Source organism: Flavobacterium humi, assembly GCF_004745595.1.
Classification (GTDB): domain Bacteria; phylum Bacteroidota; class Bacteroidia; order Flavobacteriales; family Flavobacteriaceae; genus Flavobacterium; species Flavobacterium humi.
On the sequence record NZ_SRLH01000001.1, the window covers coordinates 252,234 to 272,039 of the forward strand.

Annotated in this window: 15 protein-coding genes; 3 read left to right on the forward strand and 12 right to left on the reverse strand. The window is 41.9% G+C overall.

The window, feature by feature from the left end; translation table 11 throughout:
• A partial coding sequence (locus tag E4635_RS01000; protein WP_169630178.1) for a collagen-like protein occupies positions 1–2,745 on the forward strand: 2,745 nt, incomplete at its 5' end.
• 190 nt (positions 2,746–2,935) lie between these two features.
• Here E4635_RS01000 and E4635_RS01005 read toward each other — a convergent pair.
• The 3 genes from E4635_RS01005 to E4635_RS01015 all read right to left on the reverse strand — a co-directional run bounded on the left by E4635_RS01005 (position 2,936) and on the right by E4635_RS01015 (position 6,063).
• Entirely contained in the window at positions 2,936–3,925 is a 990-nt protein-coding gene (locus E4635_RS01005) for a hypothetical protein (protein ID WP_135524751.1), read from the reverse strand.
• A gap of 122 nt (positions 3,926–4,047) precedes the next feature.
• The gene (locus E4635_RS01010; protein ID WP_135524752.1) at positions 4,048–4,932 is read right to left on the reverse strand and encodes a glycerophosphodiester phosphodiesterase; all 885 of its coding nucleotides are present in this window, start codon (positions 4,930–4,932) and stop codon (positions 4,048–4,050) included.
• Positions 4,933–4,935: 3 nt separating this feature from the next.
• On the reverse strand, positions 4,936–6,063 hold the full coding sequence (locus E4635_RS01015) for a cysteine desulfurase family protein (protein WP_135524753.1): 1,128 nt from the start codon (positions 6,061–6,063) through the stop codon (positions 4,936–4,938).
• Positions 6,064–6,111: 48 nt separating this feature from the next.
• Between E4635_RS01015 and E4635_RS01020 the strand changes: the two genes are divergently transcribed.
• On the forward strand, positions 6,112–6,606 hold the full coding sequence (locus tag E4635_RS01020) for a metallophosphoesterase family protein (protein ID WP_135524754.1): 495 nt from the start codon (positions 6,112–6,114) through the stop codon (positions 6,604–6,606).
• 1 nt (position 6,607) lies between these two features.
• Here the strand turns inward: E4635_RS01020 and E4635_RS01025 are convergent, their stop codons facing one another.
• The 4 genes from E4635_RS01025 to E4635_RS01040 form a co-directional block, all read right to left on the reverse strand.
• Positions 6,608–8,296 carry a tetratricopeptide repeat-containing sensor histidine kinase gene (locus E4635_RS01025; protein ID WP_135524755.1) on the reverse strand — a complete coding sequence of 563 codons (1,689 nt, stop codon included), beginning with the start codon at positions 8,294–8,296 and terminating at the stop codon, positions 6,608–6,610.
• A gap of 82 nt (positions 8,297–8,378) precedes the next feature.
• Complete coding sequence (locus E4635_RS01030; RefSeq protein ID WP_135524756.1) at positions 8,379–8,663, reverse strand: hypothetical protein; 285 nt, start codon at positions 8,661–8,663, stop codon at positions 8,379–8,381.
• A gap of 20 nt (positions 8,664–8,683) precedes the next feature.
• Positions 8,684–9,346, reverse strand: a complete 663-nt coding sequence (locus tag E4635_RS01035) for a response regulator (protein WP_135524757.1) — start codon at positions 9,344–9,346, stop codon at positions 8,684–8,686.
• A 193-nt stretch (positions 9,347–9,539) separates the two neighbouring features.
• Positions 9,540–9,950: a DUF4293 family protein gene (locus E4635_RS01040; RefSeq protein WP_135524758.1), complete on the reverse strand. Its 411-nt coding sequence runs from the start codon at positions 9,948–9,950 to the stop codon at positions 9,540–9,542.
• Between the two features lie 187 nt (positions 9,951–10,137).
• Here E4635_RS01040 and rho point away from each other — a divergent pair, with 187 nt between their 5' ends.
• Positions 10,138–11,856 (forward strand): transcription termination factor Rho, encoded by a 1,719-nt coding sequence (rho, locus tag E4635_RS01045; RefSeq protein ID WP_135524759.1) that lies wholly within the window; start codon positions 10,138–10,140, stop codon positions 11,854–11,856.
• A 143-nt stretch (positions 11,857–11,999) separates the two neighbouring features.
• Here rho and yaaA read toward each other — a convergent pair whose 3' ends face one another.
• The 5 genes from yaaA to E4635_RS01070 form a co-directional block, all read right to left on the reverse strand.
• Complete coding sequence (yaaA, locus tag E4635_RS01050; protein WP_135524760.1) at positions 12,000–12,758, reverse strand: peroxide stress protein YaaA; 759 nt, start codon at positions 12,756–12,758, stop codon at positions 12,000–12,002.
• Positions 12,759–12,877: 119 nt separating this feature from the next.
• Positions 12,878–13,435, reverse strand: coding sequence for a fasciclin domain-containing protein (locus tag E4635_RS01055; protein ID WP_135524761.1), 558 nt, complete (start codon positions 13,433–13,435; stop codon positions 12,878–12,880).
• Between the two features lie 162 nt (positions 13,436–13,597).
• Positions 13,598–14,053, reverse strand: coding sequence for a hypothetical protein (locus E4635_RS01060; protein ID WP_135524762.1), 456 nt, complete (start codon positions 14,051–14,053; stop codon positions 13,598–13,600).
• A gap of 189 nt (positions 14,054–14,242) precedes the next feature.
• Complete coding sequence (locus E4635_RS01065; protein WP_135524763.1) at positions 14,243–16,645, reverse strand: alpha-ketoacid dehydrogenase subunit alpha/beta; 2,403 nt, start codon at positions 16,643–16,645, stop codon at positions 14,243–14,245.
• A gap of 183 nt (positions 16,646–16,828) precedes the next feature.
• Entirely contained in the window at positions 16,829–19,660 is a 2,832-nt protein-coding gene (locus tag E4635_RS01070) for a gluzincin family metallopeptidase (RefSeq protein WP_246020626.1), read from the reverse strand.
• Between the last annotated feature and the right edge of the window lie 146 nt (positions 19,661–19,806).

Here is a 19,806-nt window from a genome sequence, read left to right on the forward strand (position 1 = left end):
GGTCCAATGGGTCCACAAGGTCCAGCCGGTTTGAACGGTATCGATGGAATCAATGGTTTGGATGGAGCAACTGGTCCTATGGGTCCTCAAGGTCCGGCAGGATTAAACGGTATCGATGGTATCAACGGATTAGACGGAGCAACAGGTCCAATGGGTCCACAAGGGCCAGCAGGATTAAACGGTATCGATGGAATCAATGGTTTGGATGGAGCAACTGGTCCTATGGGTCCTCAAGGTCCTGCAGGATTAAACGGTATCGATGGTATCAACGGATTAGACGGAGCAACCGGTCCTATGGGTCCTCAAGGCCCGGCAGGATTAAACGGTTTGGACGGTGCCACAGGTCCAATGGGCCCACAAGGTCCGGCAGGATTAAATGGTATTGACGGTGCCACAGGTCCTATGGGTCCACAAGGTCCGGCCGGTTTGAACGGTATTGACGGTATCAACGGTTTGGATGGAGCAACTGGTCCTATGGGTCCTCAAGGTCCGGCAGGATTAAACGGTATCGATGGTATCAACGGATTAGACGGAGCAACCGGTCCTATGGGTCCTCAAGGCCCGGCAGGATTAAATGGTATTGACGGTGCCACAGGTCCAATGGGTCCGCAAGGTCCGGCAGGATTAAACGGTATCGATGGAATCAATGGATTAGACGGTGCAACCGGTCCAATGGGTCCACAAGGTCCAGCCGGTTTGAACGGTATTGATGGAATTAACGGATTAGACGGTGCAACCGGTCCTATGGGGCCACAAGGTCCAGCAGGTTTGAACGGTATCGATGGTATCAACGGTTTGGATGGAGCAACCGGTCCTATGGGTCCTCAAGGCCCAGCCGGTTTGAACGGTATCGATGGAATCAATGGATTAGACGGTGCAACCGGTCCAATGGGTCCACAAGGTCCAGCCGGTTTGAACGGTATTGATGGAATCAATGGTTTGGATGGAGCAACTGGTCCTATGGGTCCTCAAGGTCCGGCAGGATTAAACGGTATCGATGGTATCAACGGATTAGACGGCGCAACCGGTCCTATGGGTCCACAAGGTCCGGCAGGTTTAAACGGTATTGATGGTATCAATGGCTTGGATGGTGCAACCGGTCCTATGGGTCCACAAGGTCCGGCCGGTTTGAACGGTATTGACGGTATCAATGGTTTGGATGGAGCTACTGGTCCAATGGGTCCACAAGGTCCAGCCGGTTTGAACGGTATCGATGGAATCAATGGTTTGGATGGAGCAACTGGTCCTATGGGTCCTCAAGGTCCGGCAGGATTAAACGGTATCGATGGTATCAACGGATTAGACGGAGCTACAGGTCCAATGGGTCCTCAAGGCCCAGCAGGTTTGAACGGTATCGATGGAATCAATGGATTAGACGGTGCAACCGGTCCAATGGGCCCTCAAGGCCCAGCAGGTTTGAACGGTATCGATGGAATCAATGGATTAGACGGCGCGACAGGTCCAATGGGTCCACAAGGTCCAGCAGGTTTGAATGGTATCGATGGAATCAACGGATTAGATGGTGCAACCGGTCCTATGGGTCCGCAAGGTCCAGCAGGTTTGAACGGTATTGATGGTATCAACGGTTTGGATGGAGCAACCGGTCCAATGGGTCCACAAGGTCCAGCCGGTTTGAACGGTATTGACGGCATCAATGGATTAGACGGTGCAACGGGTCCAATGGGTCCACAAGGTCCAGCAGGTTTGAACGGTATTGATGGTATCAACGGTTTGGATGGAGCAACCGGTCCAATGGGTCCACAAGGTCCAGCTGGATTAAACGGTATTGATGGAATCAATGGATTAGACGGTGCAACCGGTCCAATGGGTCCACAAGGGCCAGCAGGATTGAATGGTATCGATGGTATCAATGGATTAGACGGAGCCACCGGTCCTATGGGTCCGCAAGGTCCGGCAGGATTGAACGGTATCGATGGTATCAACGGATTAGACGGTGCAACAGGTCCAATGGGTCCACAAGGTCCAGCAGGATTGAACGGTATTGATGGTATCAACGGATTAGACGGAGCAACCGGTCCTATGGGTCCACAAGGTCCAGCCGGTTTGAACGGTATTGACGGCATCAATGGATTAGACGGTGCAACAGGTCCAATGGGTCCACAAGGTCCAGCCGGTTTGAACGGTATCGATGGTATTAACGGATTAGACGGTGCCACAGGTCCTATGGGTCCACAAGGTCCAGCAGGTTTGAATGGTATCGATGGTATTAACGGTTTGGATGGAGCAACCGGTCCAATGGGTCCACAAGGTCCAGCAGGATTGAACGGTATCGATGGTGTCAACGGATTAGACGGAGCAACCGGTCCAATGGGTCCACAAGGGCCAGCAGGATTGAACGGTATCGATGGTGCTACTGGTCCTATGGGCCCACAAGGTCCTCAAGGCCCACAAGGCCCGGCAGGAAATGTAGGAATGACTTCGGGTTATGTACTTATTGGCGATGTTGCTTCAGGTATCAGTACTGCTGTTGGTGGAGGAATAACTTTCGCTACTAAATCCAACAGCGGAAGCGCTTCAACGATCACAGTATATTTTGCAGATCAGGGAAATACGAATTTTGTACCGATGATCAGCCTTATCAGCCTTGGCACTCCTGATGACGATAATGATGTCGAAACACCTGTAATTGCGAATGTGACTCCAACTTCTATCGAGATCTTTTTAAATGAAACAAATGGCACAACACAAGATTTGCGTATCAACGTTATGCTGATGCCATTCTAAAAATAGGTAATGATCAGTTTTCGGGTTAGGATAGATTTCCTGATGTGAATGCGTATCAATGGAAAAGCTACAACAGAAACAGTTGTAGCTTTTTTTATGTCTGATAATCGATTTTTTTCTGATTGAAGATGAAGGTAAATAAAAAAGGAACGGTTTGAGCCATTCCTTTTTCTGTAAAAACGATTAAAAATCAATGTTTCATAAGATGATTGATTAGCCATTCGAAAATTTCCTTGATCTTTTCTTCAATCAATTCTTCGGCAGCGTTAAAAGGAGTGCCGTCAAAAAACTTCGGAACTGTTCCGTCACCAAAAGGGCTTCCGTGTCCTTCATCGATAGATTTCCTCCATCGCTCGGCATGGGTCCGCCATTCTTCCTGGTCTACCAATGCCGGTTCTGAAAACCAGACGTTCCATGATAGTAAATTACCGGGTTGGAGCATATTGCCTGAAGCTAAGTTGAAAGCATCCATGATCAATTGGTTGAAATCATCCACAAGGGCAACGCCGGTTTTTTGGATCGGCCCGATTTCTACCGCAATATTGGCGACAGACCAGGCTACATCATAATGAAGGGCAAAATCGGGGTTTGGAAATAAATCCGATATCCCCGTACGTACCGGAAATACCGGCTGGTCAGGATTGCCGGACAAATGTGTCGTTACTACGATTGCATGTGATTTGTGGGAAGGGAACGGCAGGTCGCTATGCGCAAAAAGGTCCCATAACATTTTAACAAAATAATTTTGGTGCGCGCTCGGGCTAAACCAGATTTTGCCTACCACCGTCATATCGGCGGCAATTTCCTTATTGGTTTCATTGGCCCAGCCTCTTTGCCCGGTAACGGTCACTTCCACATTCATACAGCCAATTTTATGGATGTAAATCCCTTGTTGCGGGCATATGATGGAATAAACCCTTCCTTCATCGGTATAACCTAGCCTTGAAATATAAGGCGCGAACATCGTATAACATCTTTTGGGATCGAGCTGTCCTTTTTCGGTTTCCCAGCTAAACTCCGGCCATTTTACAGGTTGTTGCCGCTGTAATAAGTTAATATTGGCCATATTGTCCAATAAAGGCAATGAGGAAAGGTCAGGATTGGGATAGGCAAAGGCTGGGTTTGACTCTGCGAATCCGCCTTTCCATCCTGGAGGAATGTTGTTTTGAATAGGTTCCATAGTGTGTTGTAATTTTGTTTATAGTTATAATCTTACAAAAATAACACAATAGGAATGGCTGGTTTAACGTATAAATACCTGTTTATTAAGTAGGAGTCAGGGCAGAAAAAAATCTAAACTGTTTATTTACGTTTGATCAAATCAAAATAGCGGTTCGGATAATCTGATATTATACCGTCAACACCCATGTTGATTATCTTTTCCATGTCTGCCGTTTCGTTTACCGTCCAGGGGATTACGTTTATTTTCTTTTGGTGGAGATATGCCACGTTTTCAGGATTGAGTAAAATAAATTCCGGGCTGTATACTGTTGGTTTAAAGCCTAATATCGTTAGGTTCTGTGCTACGGAAAGCCGGTTTTCAACCAATAAGACAGTTTTAATTCCGGGTTCTATTTTATGCAGGTATTGCAAAGTCCTGACATCAAACGATTGAATATAAACACTATCAGTTATATGTTTTTCCCGAAGGACTTTTAAGAGCAGGTCAACAAAAGCATGCGGTTTAGGATGGAATACGTCATCTCCTTCTGCAGCACTTTTGGTTTCTATATTATAATAAATATGTTTTTTAGGATATTTCCGTCGGATATAATTGGAAACGCTGTCGATAACTTCCGATAAAAGAGGCTTGTATGTCCTGATTTTTTCCTGGTCAATAAACCTTGGATGTATTTTGGATCCGCAATCACACTGACGAATGGTGGCATAATCCATTTGGTACAGGTTAAAGTTTTTTTCGTTGGCTTCCGTGATTTCATTTCCATTGCGGTCGAGGCATATCTCATGCGACAAAAAAGGTTCGTGTGAAAGCAATACCTGGTTATCCGCCGATACGACCACATCAAGTTCTAATGTAGTCACGCCCAGGTCTACCGCTTTTTTCATGGCTTCAATGGAATTTTCCGGCAGTAAACCCCGGCAACCTCTATGTCCTTGAATATCAAATTCCTGTGAGAATATAGGAAATGCAGCCAGTAGGAAAGCAATAAGAAGGGACTTTTCCATCGACTAGATCAATTTCAGGTTTTCAATCAGGTAATCAATATCTTCCAAAGTATTATAATGGCTGTATGAAATCCTTAAACTAGGTTTCTTCAGGTCTTCGTCTGCGAGGATTTCTGCCAAAACATGCGATGGTTTGACACTTCCGGACTGACAGGCGCTTCCCCTGGAAACCGCAATCCCTTTCATATCAAGATGGAATAGGATCATGGCAGTTTTTTCTTCCGGGAAAGGCAAAAGGACATTCAGGATATTATAGAATGTTGTAGCAGGATCCCCATTGAATCTTACGCCTGGAAAATGAGTTTTGAGTTGTGAAACAGTATACTCTTTCAATCCTGAAATATATTTTTCTTCTTCTGTTAGATGAGTGTATGACAATTCCAAAGCTTTTGCCATGCCGGCAATATTATGCACGCTTTCAGTCCCGGCCCTTAATCCTTTTTCCTGGTCGCCGCCAAGCAATAAAGGCGTTAGTACCAAACCTTTTCGTATGAAGGCAAAGCCGATCCCTTTCGGGCCATGGAATTTGTGGGCACTCGCTACCAGGAAATCAACAGGCAATACCTGTAAATCCAAAGCAGTTTTTCCAATGGATTGTACCGTGTCGGTATGGAAGTAAGCGTTATATTGTTTGCAGATTTTGGCAATCCTTTCCAAAGAAAGGACAGTCCCTATTTCATTGTTTACATGCATCAGGCTCACTAAAGTTTTTCCTTCAACGGAAAGCAAATCAGTAAGATGCACGATATCAATTTCTCCCGAAGGCAGGACATTGACATATTCAACCGTAACAGGGTTTTGGCTTTGAAGGATCTGTACCGTATGCAAAACGGCATGATGCTCTATTTTACTGGTTATGATGCGGGTTACCTTCAGGTCTTTGATGCAGGACTTAATGATAAAATTATTCGCTTCGGTAGCGCAGGAAGTAAAAATAATTTCCTGTGCCGAACAATTCAGGCTTTTGGCAATGCTTTTGCGGGAAAGCTCAATCAGGTTTTTGGAATTCCTTCCGAAAGCGTGTGTTGATGACGGATTTCCAAAATCTTCCGCTAAAACCTTGGCCATTTCAGCAACTACTTCCGTTCTTATTTGTGTGGTGGATGCGTTATCCAAATATACTTTTTTCATCGTGCGCAAAGATACTAATTTTATATCTTTGAGGATAAATTTACTGCCTTGAAGAAAATACTGCTTTTGTCTGATACCCACAGTCATATTGACGAAACGATTTTGAAATATGCCGCTATGGCCGACGAAGTATGGCATGCCGGGGATATTGGAAGCCTTGAAGTGACCGATGCCATTCAAAAATTGAAGCCTTTAAGGGCTGTGTATGGCAATATTGACGATGCGAAAGCCAGGCTGGAATTTCCGTTGCATAATCGTTTTATGTGCGAAAATGTTGCCGTCTGGATTACCCATATCGGTGGTTATCCCGACAAATACAATCCGGCTATCCGGGCAGAATTGCAATCAAATCCCCCAAAATTATTCATTTGCGGGCATTCCCATATCTTGAAAGTCCAGTTTGATAAAAAACTGAATTTACTGCATATGAATCCTGGCGCCGCCGGTAAAAGCGGTTTCCATGCCGTAAGGACAATGCTTCGGTTTACCATCGATAAGGACAAAATCCAGGACCTGGAAATCATCGAATTAGGAAAAAAATGATCTAGAGGTCTACGTTGATGATGATTTTTGTCCCTTCGTTGAGTTTTGTTTTGATTTCCATGTCCCCATTCATGTTTTTGACGCGCGCACGGATCTGAGTGATACCAAAACCGTTGGATTTGCTGATGTTTTTCGCCTCAAACCCCTTACCGTTATCTTCAATGGTAATGTGGAGCATGTTGCCCAACTCTTCCAGGCTCAATTTGGATTTGGAAGCATTGCTGTGTTTGATGACATTGTTTAGCAACTCCGAAACGATAAAATACATTTTGGTCTCGAATTCGGGATTATACCGCCTGTCTTTCGGCAAGGTGGAGAAAAACTCAAAATGAAGCAAGGAATTGGAATTGTTTTCGCATAAATCCTTCAAGGCAAACTGAAGCCCGAGCTTTACTAAAAGAGGAGGGACCAGCTCGTGCGACAAATCCCTTACTTTATCGTGTGCATCCTTGAGCAGTGTCCTTGTTTTTTTCAAATCATCAATCTGCTCCTTGTTTAAATTGCTTTCAAAAGCAGACAAATGCAAACCTACCGAAGACAACAAAGCACTTACATGATCGTGCAGGATCCCGGAAATCTTATTCCTTTCCTGGTCCTGGCCGTCAAGAGTGGCACTGATGATCTTGAACTGTAAATTACTGTCTATGTCTTTAAGCCTGTTTTTCTGTTTCAGGAGCAGGTTTTGGTAATAAAAATAAAAGATGAAACCGGCCAGTATGAATAAGGAAGCAAACAGCAGCAATATTTTCTGGTTTCGGGCCTGCCTTTCGGTGAGGAGCTTCTCTTTTTCCTTGTATTCGTTTTCTACTTTGTTGATGGCATATTTGGTTTCGATTTCCTGATTGATTTTTTCCAGTCTCCCGGAAGAAATACCCTCAATGGCATCGATGTATTTTTCGTTGTAAAGCAATGCGTTTTTATAATCTCCCAGCTTGTCATAGGCGTACGAAATGTTCAGGTAGGCATTTCCGATTACTTGCTGGTTGTCCATTTTCGGATACAATTTCAATATTTCAAAATACTGCTGGATGGCTTTTTGATAGTTTTTCTCAGCATTCATATAAAAAATGCCGAAATCATTATTGGTGGCCGCTATGTAATCCTTGTTTTTGGTTTGTTTGGCCAAAACAATGGTGCTGTCTAAATATTTTTTAGTGAGAAGGTCATTTCCCTGTGCGATGTAATATTTGGAAAAATTGCTGTAGTTTTTATATTTTTCGTTTACATCAGACGATTTTTTACTGTAATAATCAATCTTCTTTAAGTAATATTCAATACTGTCGGATTGTGTGTCATAATGGATTTTGAGCAGTCCCTGATAGGATTTCAGCAGCAGCTCATTATTGCCCAGGCGGGCGGCAATTGTTTTAGCCTTATTGAGGTATTTTTTGGCTTTGGTATATTCTAATATTTGGCCGTTTAGGTTGCCAAGGCCCCTGTAAATCAGTACTTCTTTTTCAAGAAGGTTGTTTTTTTCGGCAATATCGCGTACACCGTGAAGTACGTTTAGGGCGTTTTCGATATCGTTGAATTTCCGGAATAATTCCGATTTTTTAATCATGATGTCACAATAGGCATCATATTGTTTGTTTTCCAGATAAGAATCCGATTTTTTGCGGACATAATTAAGGGCTTTGATGGCGTTGTTATTCCCCAGGTATATCGCAATAGAATCCGTCTCGGCCCTCATCCCCGGTGTTGGGGATGAAAAGCCAAAACAGATTTGTGTAGCAATCAAAAACAGGATTGCGGATAATTTAGTATAAAAGAAATTATTCTTCAATGGTGGTTCTCGGTTTTCGGATGATAGAGCCGCTTTTTTCGTATTGCTCGAAGGTAACGTCAAGAACATTGCTTATATACGGTATGGTTACCGTGTCACCCCTGAAAGTTGTAGAAGGTTCTTTTTCGCCAGGATTCAGTTTTATGGCGATAGTATATTCACCGCTTGTTTCCGACAAGTTAAAAAAAGTATTGTCCGGAATCTGGAATGAAACTAAAAAATCAGTTGCGTTGATTTGTTCAAAAGAGTAGGCCCCTAGCATGTCGTAAGTCATAATATTTGGTTTTTAAATGTTTAATTTTCAATCAAGTTATGTTTGGCAGCAAATATTACCAATCCAACAGAACTTTTCACGTTTAGTTTTTTCATCAGGTTTTTGCGGTGTGTTTCAACTGTGTTGACACTTATATCAAGCATTTCACTGATATCCTTTCCGCTTTTCTCCTGGCTTATAAGATTCAGGATCTCCAATTCCCGGGCCGTGATGCTTGAGATGATTTCCTCAGTATTCATTGCCTGGTTTTGGGAATTATTGGTGAAGATATTAAAAATCTTATCTTTTATGGTAGAAGAGAAATATTGCTCGCCGTCTGCAACAGTACGGATGGCATCAATAATATTCTCACCCGCGCATTGTTTGGTCAGGTATCCGCTGGCGCCAAGTTTGACCACTTCTTTGATAAGTTTGGCATCGTCATAACTGGATAGGACAATCACTTTGCAGGTAAATCCTTTCTCATTAAATTCCCGCAAAACCTGTATGCCGTCTTTCTCGGGCATGTTGATGTCCATCACTAAGATATCGGTACCGTTTTTGGCAACTCTTTCTACCAGATTTTCCCCGTTTAGCGAAAACCCGACAACTTCGAAATTACTGTTTGTTTTTAAAACGGCCAGCATGCCATCAATAAGTACCTGATGGTCATCGGCTAAATGTATTTTAATTTTATTTTCCATAATGTCTAAAAGATGTTTCAAATGTAGGGGAATAAAAATCTACTTGAAATACCTAAATTTAATGATTTTTACCTCACTAATTTCAGTTAGAAAAAATATTTTGGAAGAAAGGGGATTGTCTTTAAAATTAACAAAAAATCCGTTCACAATTCGGAACGGATTTTTCTCGCACTAATAAACTAAGATGAAAGGTTTATCTTAATCGATCCACAGATTTTACGAGATCTTCGTCCTTCTTGATGGCTCTGTTGGCCAAAACCAACAGAAAGATAGTCCCGATAGGAAGAAACATCCCAATACCCTTCTCGGAAACCGCGGTTTCTCCAGGTAGGTTTAGTGTACGATACACAAATAATCCTAGTAAAATTAAGTTCAATATTATGTTCAATCTGTTCATCACAAATTGATTTTGCCTTTTTTTGAATGATAATATACTTAATAGGGACAGGGTAGTGCCCAACCCGAAAAGAACCGTATACAACATGCTTTGCATGAAATAGAAAGGTGCGCCATTCTCAAGTTTCCACAAATGGAAAACAAAAGGCAAGGCACCGGTCATTATGACCGCCAATCCTAAATAGATACTCTGAATTCTTTGAATCATTATGAAAGTAGTATTATGTAACAAAAATATATTTTCTTTTGATAAAAAACTATTGTTTACTTAAATAAAATTTGTAATATTGCAATAACAATCCGTAAGCACTTCATACTTCGGAACATAAGTTTCAAAAAAAATCTCAATCCATCTATCATCCAAATTAACTTAATTCTAATTCTAACATCTATTTATGTTTGATATTTCTGTTTTAAAAGAAATGAAGCTCTCCGAGCTACAAGAAATTGCTAAAGTTGCTAAAATTGCTAAATTCAAAACACTTAAAAAAGATGAATTAGTTTATCAAATTTTAGATTACCAGGCAGCAAATCCTGAAAAGATTGCACCCGAAAAAATAACCCCTGAAACCAATACCGAAGCTGAAAAGCCAAAAAGAGCCAGGATCAGTAACGCCAAGCCTGCAAAAGCAAACAATAGTGCCCCGGTAAAAAAAGACGTTCCACAACAGGAAATAACGTTTGAGGAAACCCCAAAACCGGTTGTAGACAACAAAAAACAGCGTCCGCCTAAAGTTATCAGGTTCAAAAAAGACGAAAACAATGTCACTCAAGTTGACAAATCACATAAAACCCACAATAAGGCCAATAAACCTGCCGTTGAAGTTACCACAGAAGAAACAGCCGTAGAAATTGCTCCGGCACCGGCTCAAGGAATTGAAAATTCCGCCCAAAACCCTAATCAGGCCAATCCTAGGCCGGCCAATCCAAACCAACAAAACAACAATCCGAACGCAAAACACAAAAAGAACAATAATTTCAGGGAACCGGATTACGAGTTTGAAGGAATTATAGAAAGCGAAGGTGTTTTGGAAATGATGCCTGACGGTTATGGTTTCCTGCGTTCTTCCGATTACAATTATTTGGCTTCGCCGGACGATATTTACCTTTCTACCTCACAAATCAGGCTGTTTGGCTTAAAAACTGGAGATACCGTAAAAGGAGTGGTGCGTCCTCCGAAAGAAGGAGAGAAATATTTCCCGCTGGTTAAAGTTTTGAAAATCAACGGCCATGATCCGCAAGTAGTGCGAGACAGGGTTTCTTTCGAACACCTGACACCGGTTTTCCCAACTGAAAAATTCCGTTTGGCCGAAAAAGGAAGTTCCATCTCCACCAGGATTATCGATTTGTTCTCACCAATAGGAAAAGGGCAGCGTGGTATGATCGTGGCACAGCCAAAAACCGGTAAGACAATGCTTTTAAAGGACATTGCCAATGCTATTGCGGCCAATCACCCGGAAGTATATTTGTTGGTTTTGCTAATTGACGAGCGTCCTGAGGAAGTAACTGATATGCAGCGCAGTGTACGTGGTGAAGTAGTGGCTTCAACCTTTGACAGGGAACCACAGGAGCACGTAAAAATCGCCAACATAGTGCTTGAAAAAGCAAAACGATTGGTGGAATGCGGCCATGATGTTGTTATTTTGCTGGATTCGATTACCCGTTTGGCCCGTGCTTACAATACGGTTCAGCCCGCTTCCGGTAAAGTATTGAGCGGAGGTGTAGATGCCAATGCCTTGCAAAAACCGAAACGTTTCTTCGGGGCAGCCCGTAACGTGGAAGGCGGCGGTTCCTTAAGCATCATCGCAACGGCACTGACGGAAACCGGCTCAAAAATGGACGAAGTGATCTTCGAAGAATTTAAAGGAACCGGAAATATGGAGCTTCAGTTAGACCGTAAAATTGCCAACAGGCGTATTTTCCCATCGGTTGACCTGACTTCTTCCAGCACGCGCCGCGACGATTTATTGCTGGATGAGAAAACAATCCAGAGAATGTGGATCATGCGCAAATACCTGGCCGATATGAACCCGGTAGAAGCCATGGAATTCATAAACGACCGCTTCAAGAAAACCAGGAACAATGAAGAATTCCTCATCTCGATGAATGACTAAAAATACAAAATCCCGTCCGGTAAAGGCGGGATTTTTTTTGCTATGGCGTGACCACAAGGGTCGGGCTATCCGTTGCAATCTTTTGTATGTTGCGCTTGCGCTTCACATTCAAAAGGATTTCCACTGCTATCCCTCACGCAAACCTATCTCGTAAAAACCAATGTATTTCCTTTTGACAAATTGGCATCAAAAGCATAGCCTTCATAATTAAAACCTTTTAAGCCTTCCAGTGTTTCAATATCATGATCGATGATATAGCGTACCATCATCCCGCGGGCTTTTTTGGCAAAAAACGATATCATTTTCAGTTTTCCGTCTTTATAATCTTTGAATTCAGGAGTAATCACGGGTACTTTCAGCTTTTTGGCATCCACCGCCGAAAAATATTCATTGCTGGCCAAATTAACAAATAGCTCGTTTTTTTTCAATTCTTTGTTTAGTGCATTGGTAATGATCTCTTTCCAGAAACCGTATAAATTCTTGTGTTCTCCCACAACCAGCTGCGTGCCCATTTCCAAACGGTAAGCCTGCATGAGGTCTAAAGGTTTCAAAATCCCATATTGGCCCGAAAGTATGCGGAGCTTGTTTTGGAGTACCGGCAGTTTTTCTTCAGGAATCGTAAAAGCATCCAATCCTATATAAACATCACCATTGAAAGTATATACGGCCGGCCGTGCATTTTCGGGAGTAAAAGGCGTTTTGAATTTTTTATTGCGCTGCCAGTTCAGTTCTGCCAGGTTCTCGGAAATATCCATTAATTCCGAAAGGTCTTTGGGTTTGAGTTTTTTCAGGACAGCAACAATTTCTTTGGTATGCTTTAAAAAAGCAGGTTTTGAAAACTGGCCGTTAGGCAAAACTTTTTCAAAATCTAATGATTTGGCTGGCGATACTACTATTTTCATTCTCTGGATTTAATCGTTTTATTTTGGCGTAACAAATATAATGATATCTGTTCGCCGAATGATTTAAGAATAAAAAAAATCCCTGCAAAAAGGGATTTTTAATACGATAGCTACGATCGTTAATTGTGCATAATAACAGCGTCAACTACGTGGATCACTCCGTTTGATTGGTAAACATCTGCAATGGTTACTATAGATTGGTTTCCTTTTTCGTCAGTGATGACTAATTTTTTGCCCATCATTTTGCACCAGATCTTACCACCTTGAACAGTTGTAAATTCTGCAGTCCCGTTTCCGGCTTTTATAGCTGCCGCGATGGCTTTGCTGTCCATTTTCCCGGCTACGACATGATACGTCAGTATGCCTTGGAGCATTTCTTTGTTTTCTGGTTTGAGTAAGGTTTCTACAACTCCTTTGGGTAGTTTGTCAAAGGCAGAATTGGTTGGGGCAAAAACGGTGAACGGCCCTTTTCCGGATAGCGTTTCCACTAAACCTGCGGCTTTTACTGCTGCTACCAAAGTAGTGTGGTCCTTTGAATTGACAGCGTTTTCAATAATATTTTTCGCCGGATACATAGGAGCTCCACCCACTGTTACCGTTTTTTGTGCATTGGCGGTTAGTCCCAATGTTAAAGTAATTCCGAGAAGGGCCGCTGTTAAAAATTTTTGTGTTTTCATGTTTTATAATTTTTTGTTATAAAAGGATTTACGCAACGAACCTGAATTTGGTTTTGCAATAGTATATTTTAACTTTTTTTTAAGAAAAGCGATTTCATCGTTTGCCATAAAAAACCGGGCAAACAGGCTGCCCGGAGTAGTATGAATGGTTATATGTTTTTTTTATAAAGGTTTTGGTTTTACTTCTTTGGTTGAAATGGCCGAGACCCTGTTGTCAGGATCTACGACAACCGTCAGTTCCCGCTTGAAGTATTTTTTCTCATAACGGATGTTATACCGGAAAATGTATTGGTCATTCACTTCATCGTGCATGACATCTATCAGGTTTAAAGACAGGAACCTTCCATTCCTGATATTGATTTTTTTGCAAGTGGCCGAAATCCTTTCAATTGTAGCATTCTGAATTACTTTTTCTGTGGCTTCTTCTTTGGAAAACGGCCTGAAGCGTGACGTATTGCACGTTTCCAACAACCTTTGCCCAACATCGTATGCCCTGTTTTTTTTGGCAACATCAACATCGCTCAGGTTTACGATCACAATTGATTTTTCAATTACGGCTTTTTTACTTTTGCAGGAAAACAGGCAAAAAAGACAAAATAATATAAGTATCCTTTTCATTATCAGGGTATTTGTAATAGTAACGTAAAAGAAACCAATTTACGTATAAAAGATAGAAAAGAAAAGGAAAAATAGAGAATAGAAGCAAGAAGCAAGATGAAAGAAGCAAGAGAAGGCTGGCAAGGCTCCATAAATGAAAACGCCGGAGGAAAATTCCCTCCGGCGTTTAAAAAGTATATCCTTTATTTTTTAGTATAAACTTGGGTATTGAACCGGATTGACTTCGTGCATGATCGCATAGACTTTTTCAAAAATGTCCTCTACGGATGGTTTCGAGAAATAATCCCCATCAGTACCATAAGCAGGACGATGTGCTTTTGAAGCCAATGTTTCAGGGTTGCTGTCCAAATGCTTATAAGCTTTCTGATCGTCTATGATTTGCTGCAGGATGTATGCCGAAGCACCTCCGGGTACATCTTCGTCAATGACCAATAGCCTGTTTGTCTTGGCTACTGATTTCACGATATCGTGGTTTACGTCAAACGGAAGTAATGACTGGATGTCAATGATTTCTGCGTCAATTCCTACTTCCAGCAGTTCTTTCGCAGCCTGTTCCACCAAACGCAATGTCGATCCGTAGGAAACCAGGGTAATGTCGCTTCCTTCCTTAATTGTTTCTACTACACCGATCGGTGTTTTGAATTCGCCTAAATTGGTTGGCATTTTTTCTTTCAATCGGTAACCGTTCAGGCATTCTACAACAAGTGCAGGCTCATCGGTTTCTAATAAGGTGTTGTAAAAACCGGCAGCTTTGGTCATGTTCCTAGGAACCAAAACATGAATTCCCCTAATCGCATTGATAATCATCCCCATAGGAGAACCGGAATGCCAGATCCCTTCCAGACGATGTCCTCGGGTCCTGATGATAAGCGGCGCTTTCTGGCGGCCCGCCGTTCTGTATTGTAAGGTAGCCAAATCATCGCTCATGATCTGAATGGCATACAAAAGATAATCTAGATATTGGATTTCGGCAATAGGGCGAAGGCCTCTCATAGCCATCCCGATTCCTTGTCCTAAAATGGTCGCTTCACGGATTCCGGCATCGGCCACGCGAAGTTCTCCGTATTTTTCCTGCATCCCTTCCAAACCTTGGTTTACATCACCAATGTTTCCGGCATCTTCTCCAAAAATCAAAGTTTCAGGGTACTTGCTGAAAATAGCATCAAAATTGTCACGTAGGACCAAACGGGCGTCTACTTCTTCAGCTGTATCGTCATAGGTTGGCAATACTTCTTTCGCAGAAAATACCGTAGTTTCCGATTGTGAAAACAAATGCGAGCTGAATTTCGGCTGGATTTTTTCGGTATAGGCTGTAATCCAAGCGGCTAGTTGGGCCTTGTTGTTTTCTTTTACGATCAAGCGCAAAACCTTGCGGGCCGTAGTAATAATATCTTTTCGGATTGGTTCTTTTATCGAAGCCAGGTCGTTGGCGTATTTTTCAATGAAAATTTTATTCTCGCTGCTAGCCGATACAGACGTCAATAAAGCAACCAATTCCTGCTGCTCAGCTTTAGTTGGCTCTACAAAAGCGCTCCAGGCTGCTTTTTTTCCTTCTAAAACATCTTTTTTGCTTTGGGAATCAATTTCATCCAATTCATCAGGAGTGGCTAAATTGTTTTCAACAAGCCAATTGCGCATCTGCAATAAACAGTCAAATTCAGCTTCCCATCCCAAACGTTCCGCATTTTTGTAGCGCTCATGGGATCCTGAAGTAGAATGCCCTTGAGGTTGCGTCAATTCCTGAACGTGGATTAAAACAGGGACGTGCTGTTCCCTTGCAATATCCGATGCTTTTTGATAAGTTTCCACCAAAGTAGGGTAGTCCCAGCCTTTTACGGTCATGATTTCATAGCCGTTGTTGTCTTCATCGCGCTGGAAACCTTTCAATATTTCAGAAATATTCTCTTTGGTCGTCTGGTATTTGGCATGAACCGAAATACCGTATTCATCGTCCCAGACACTCATTACCATAGGAACCTGTAAAACCCCGGCTGCATTGATGGTTTCAAAAAACAAGCCTTCAGAGGTAGAGGCGTTCCCGATGGTTCCCCATGCCACTTCATTCCCTTCTTCGGAGAAATTGGTTTGGGTTATCCCGCTTACGTTTCGGTATATTTTCGAGGCCTGCGCCAATCCTAATAAACGAGGCATTTGCCCGGCTGTAGGAGAGATGTCGGCACTTGAATTTTTTTGTTGTGTCAGGTTTTTCCAGTTTCCGTTTTCATCAAGGGAATGCGTAGCGAAATGCCCACCCATCTGACGGCCCGCGCTCATTGGATCATGAGCCAAATCGGTATGGCCGTAAAGGCCTGCAAAAAACTGCTGGATGGTCATCTGGCCGATAGCCATCATAAAAGTCTGGTCCCGATAGTAACCGGAGCGGAAGTCGCCATTTCTAAAAGCTTTCGCCAATGCCAGCTGCGGAACTTCTTTCCCGTCGCCGAAAATCCCGAATTTGGCCTTGCCCGTAAGCACTTCTTTTCTTCCTAAAAGACTGCATTCGCGACTTATCCTGGCAATTTTATAATCATTAATCACTTCGGTTTTGAAATCCTCAAAAGTCAACGGCTGTTTTTCTTCCACTTGTATCATAAAATTATCAATGTAATAAGTACAAATTTATATAAAAACTATATATGATGTACATCTATTGCGAAAAATATTTTTGAATTATATGTAATTTTAAGTTTGATTACAAAGGTTTAATTGTTGATTTGTTTCAAAAAGTAAAAAATTAACAAATAAAATTCAATAAAATATAAAATCTATAATGATTTAAAACCATTTTCGGGTAAAAAGGCTGATTAGGGTCCTTGGTGTGAAGGTCACTACAAAACGTATTTTTTCCTGGTAATTTTTTTGCCCCAATTCAAATCCGTTGGTAGAATAAACCGGCAGGAAAAGTTCAAAATAATCCGGGACCAAATTAAGATGGATTCCGCTGTCGTAAGCAAATTGCACGCTTTGGTTCCTGTTTTGGTAAAAACCGGCATCACCATATAATTCAATCCAATGCCAGATAGAAGAAGTGGCATTTACCGTAGTCATCCATTTGTTGGCGAAAGGGTTATCCAGTTTTGATTTGAAACCGCCTTCTGCAATAATGATCTGTTGCCTGAAAAAACCGGTATTTTCCGATCTTCCGTAAAAATTATAATCGAACAGGATGTCTTTAGGCCTGTCAAGCCCAAATGCATAGGTATTGAGGTTTTTATTATACAAGAACATACCGGCAAATACCCTGAATCCTAATTGGTAGTTATTGGCGAAAAGTTTCCGGTACACAATCTCAGAGGTCATTTTGCCAAAATCCCCAGAAAAGGTAAAATCGGATCCAAGCCCGAAACCTTTGGCCATTTCAAAATCCTGGTACGAATAACTGGCGTCAAAAACCGAATAATTAAGCGGTGTTTGGTTTTTAGGGCTTATCAAAGGTGATTTTTCCTTGTTTACGATTATTTCCCGTAAGGTGACAAATTGCTTTTTATTGCTTCGTAAGTCCAGGTCCCGGAACCGGAATTGGATGGATGGGCTTATTTTGGTATAGGCGGCATCTTGGATGTAATGGAAATAAGAAGCGCCAATTCCGTAACGGATGCCATATAGCTTTTTATTCCTGATTTGATGGTTTAAGGAAAAAGCGACAAGTCCTGTGAGCGAATTGGTGTTGGTGGAATAACTCGGGCTGATATTGTAATAAAAGGGCTTCTCCAAAAATGATTTGTTTTTGAAATTAAGGGAAATGATAGCACCGTCATATAAATTGTAGCCCACGTCCGGAACGTAAAATACCTGGTTGTATTTCGGGTCTTCCAGGTCTTTGAGGAAATTGAATTTTATAGGCCTGTTCAGGGAGAAAAAACTCCGTAAAGACTTGGTATTGTTCCTTAAATTGTTTTCCGGGAATTCGTTTCCTTGGTTCAAAACCAGTTTGTCGGCATAATGTTTTGGAAAAACCAAAGTAGTGTCCGTAGCCATATTCTCAAGCCATTTTGTAAAGATGACTTTTCGGTCTTTTATGCCGGTAAGTGTCACAGGTACAGACTCTTTTGAATTTTTATGGATGGTTACCGAGATGGAATCCTTGCTTTTTTCTTTTTTTCCAAACGAATAATCGATGAGCGCATTCGAATAGATTAAATTCGGGAAGAACCAATCTATGTTTTTGCCTGCGTTTTTCTGGACAATGGCTTCAAAGGTTTTGGCATCTGTTTTCTGCTCTTTGGAAAGGCTTACAAATTCCCGGAATGATTTTTCAACTTCTCCATTTCCAAGGTATTTGTCCAGGTACATAAAACTAAGCCCTGCTTTGTATTTCCCGGCAATCTGTTCGTTAAATTTGATAAAGGTTTCCTTCGAATCGCCAATAGGCTGGTCCAGGTTTTTCCGCACCATCAGCAAATACAAGAAGTTATACTGCTGGTTGAACTGCGCGTTGGCAATATGGTAGCTTTTTGTCAGTTTATAAGAAGATAAGTTTCCTAGAAGCCTCATATCCGGGTGGTTGTCTTCAATGTATTTCATCATCAGATATACCTGCATCGCATCGAAAATATAACCTTCCTTGCGAAGGTCAATGGTGAGTGTCGACTTCAGATAATTGTACAGATAGGCTTTTAAAAACTTGATTTCATAAATAAATTCATCCGGGAACGGGCTCAAAAAAGCCGGAAGCTGGTTCAGTCCGTAAAAAGGATTCCGTTCGTAATCTACCTGCGAAACCATGATTTTGCCTGTCGGCAATTTCCCCAAATTAGCCGAAACATACGTAACGACCCGGTCTATGACTATTGCTTTCTGGATTCCGTTGAGCCTCGAATCATAAAGGTTGGTTTCTACCTGCACCTGGTCATTGGTAAAACTTTCAAAACTGGCATTCTTCTCAATGGCAAACTGGATATCGGTGGTATTTCCGGAGGTAAAAGAGACTGTGTTCCCGTTTCCTGTGAGCGATTCCTTTGCTATGGCAAGCCCGGAGGTGATTTTATATTTTTCCGGAAAGGTAAAATCGAGTGTTAATTTTTCAATTGTTGCATTGGCGATATCTTCCAGGTTTTCGTTGCTATAGGTGGCAAATTCGCCGTTTTCGGAAATCCTGGCCACAGATAAAAAACAGTTTTTCAGGTAATAATTGCCTTTGTCATATCCGAAACGGGTAAACTTTGCATCAGGGATTTTCAGTGCATACGATATTTCAAGATCTGTTGACTGGCCCGGTGCCAAGGGTGAAGGCAAAGCAACTTCGACAATATCAACCTGGCCCAACAATCGGTTCCAGCCTGCTTCTGAACCATTTATGAGCAATTTGCCTATTTCCGTCCTTCCTCTTTCCGATTCACTAGCCAGGTGGAAACTCCTCACAAACTCATCTGAAAACCGTTTCCCCAAGCGGGAATATTTATCCGAATAAGCATTATTCCAGTCGTTAAGGACTATCTTACTAATAGGTACGTTTGAAGTATTGGTAAAACGGATAGACTGGCCAACCTGCAGCGAACGGGCCACAGTGTCCAAAACAACAGTCATCTTAATTTCCTGCTGGCCATAATTTTTGGTCATTATGAGCAGGAAAACAAATACAAAAGATGCTTTTAAGGATACGTTCAAGTTTTTCAGGATTAATTTAACCGCAATGTAATACAATTATCAAGTTTATATAAGGCTTCGGCGTATTTTTAAGTGTATCTTAATTACGGTCAAACTCTTTTTTGTACATTTATAAGATGTTAAATTATTGATTTTTAATAGTTTGA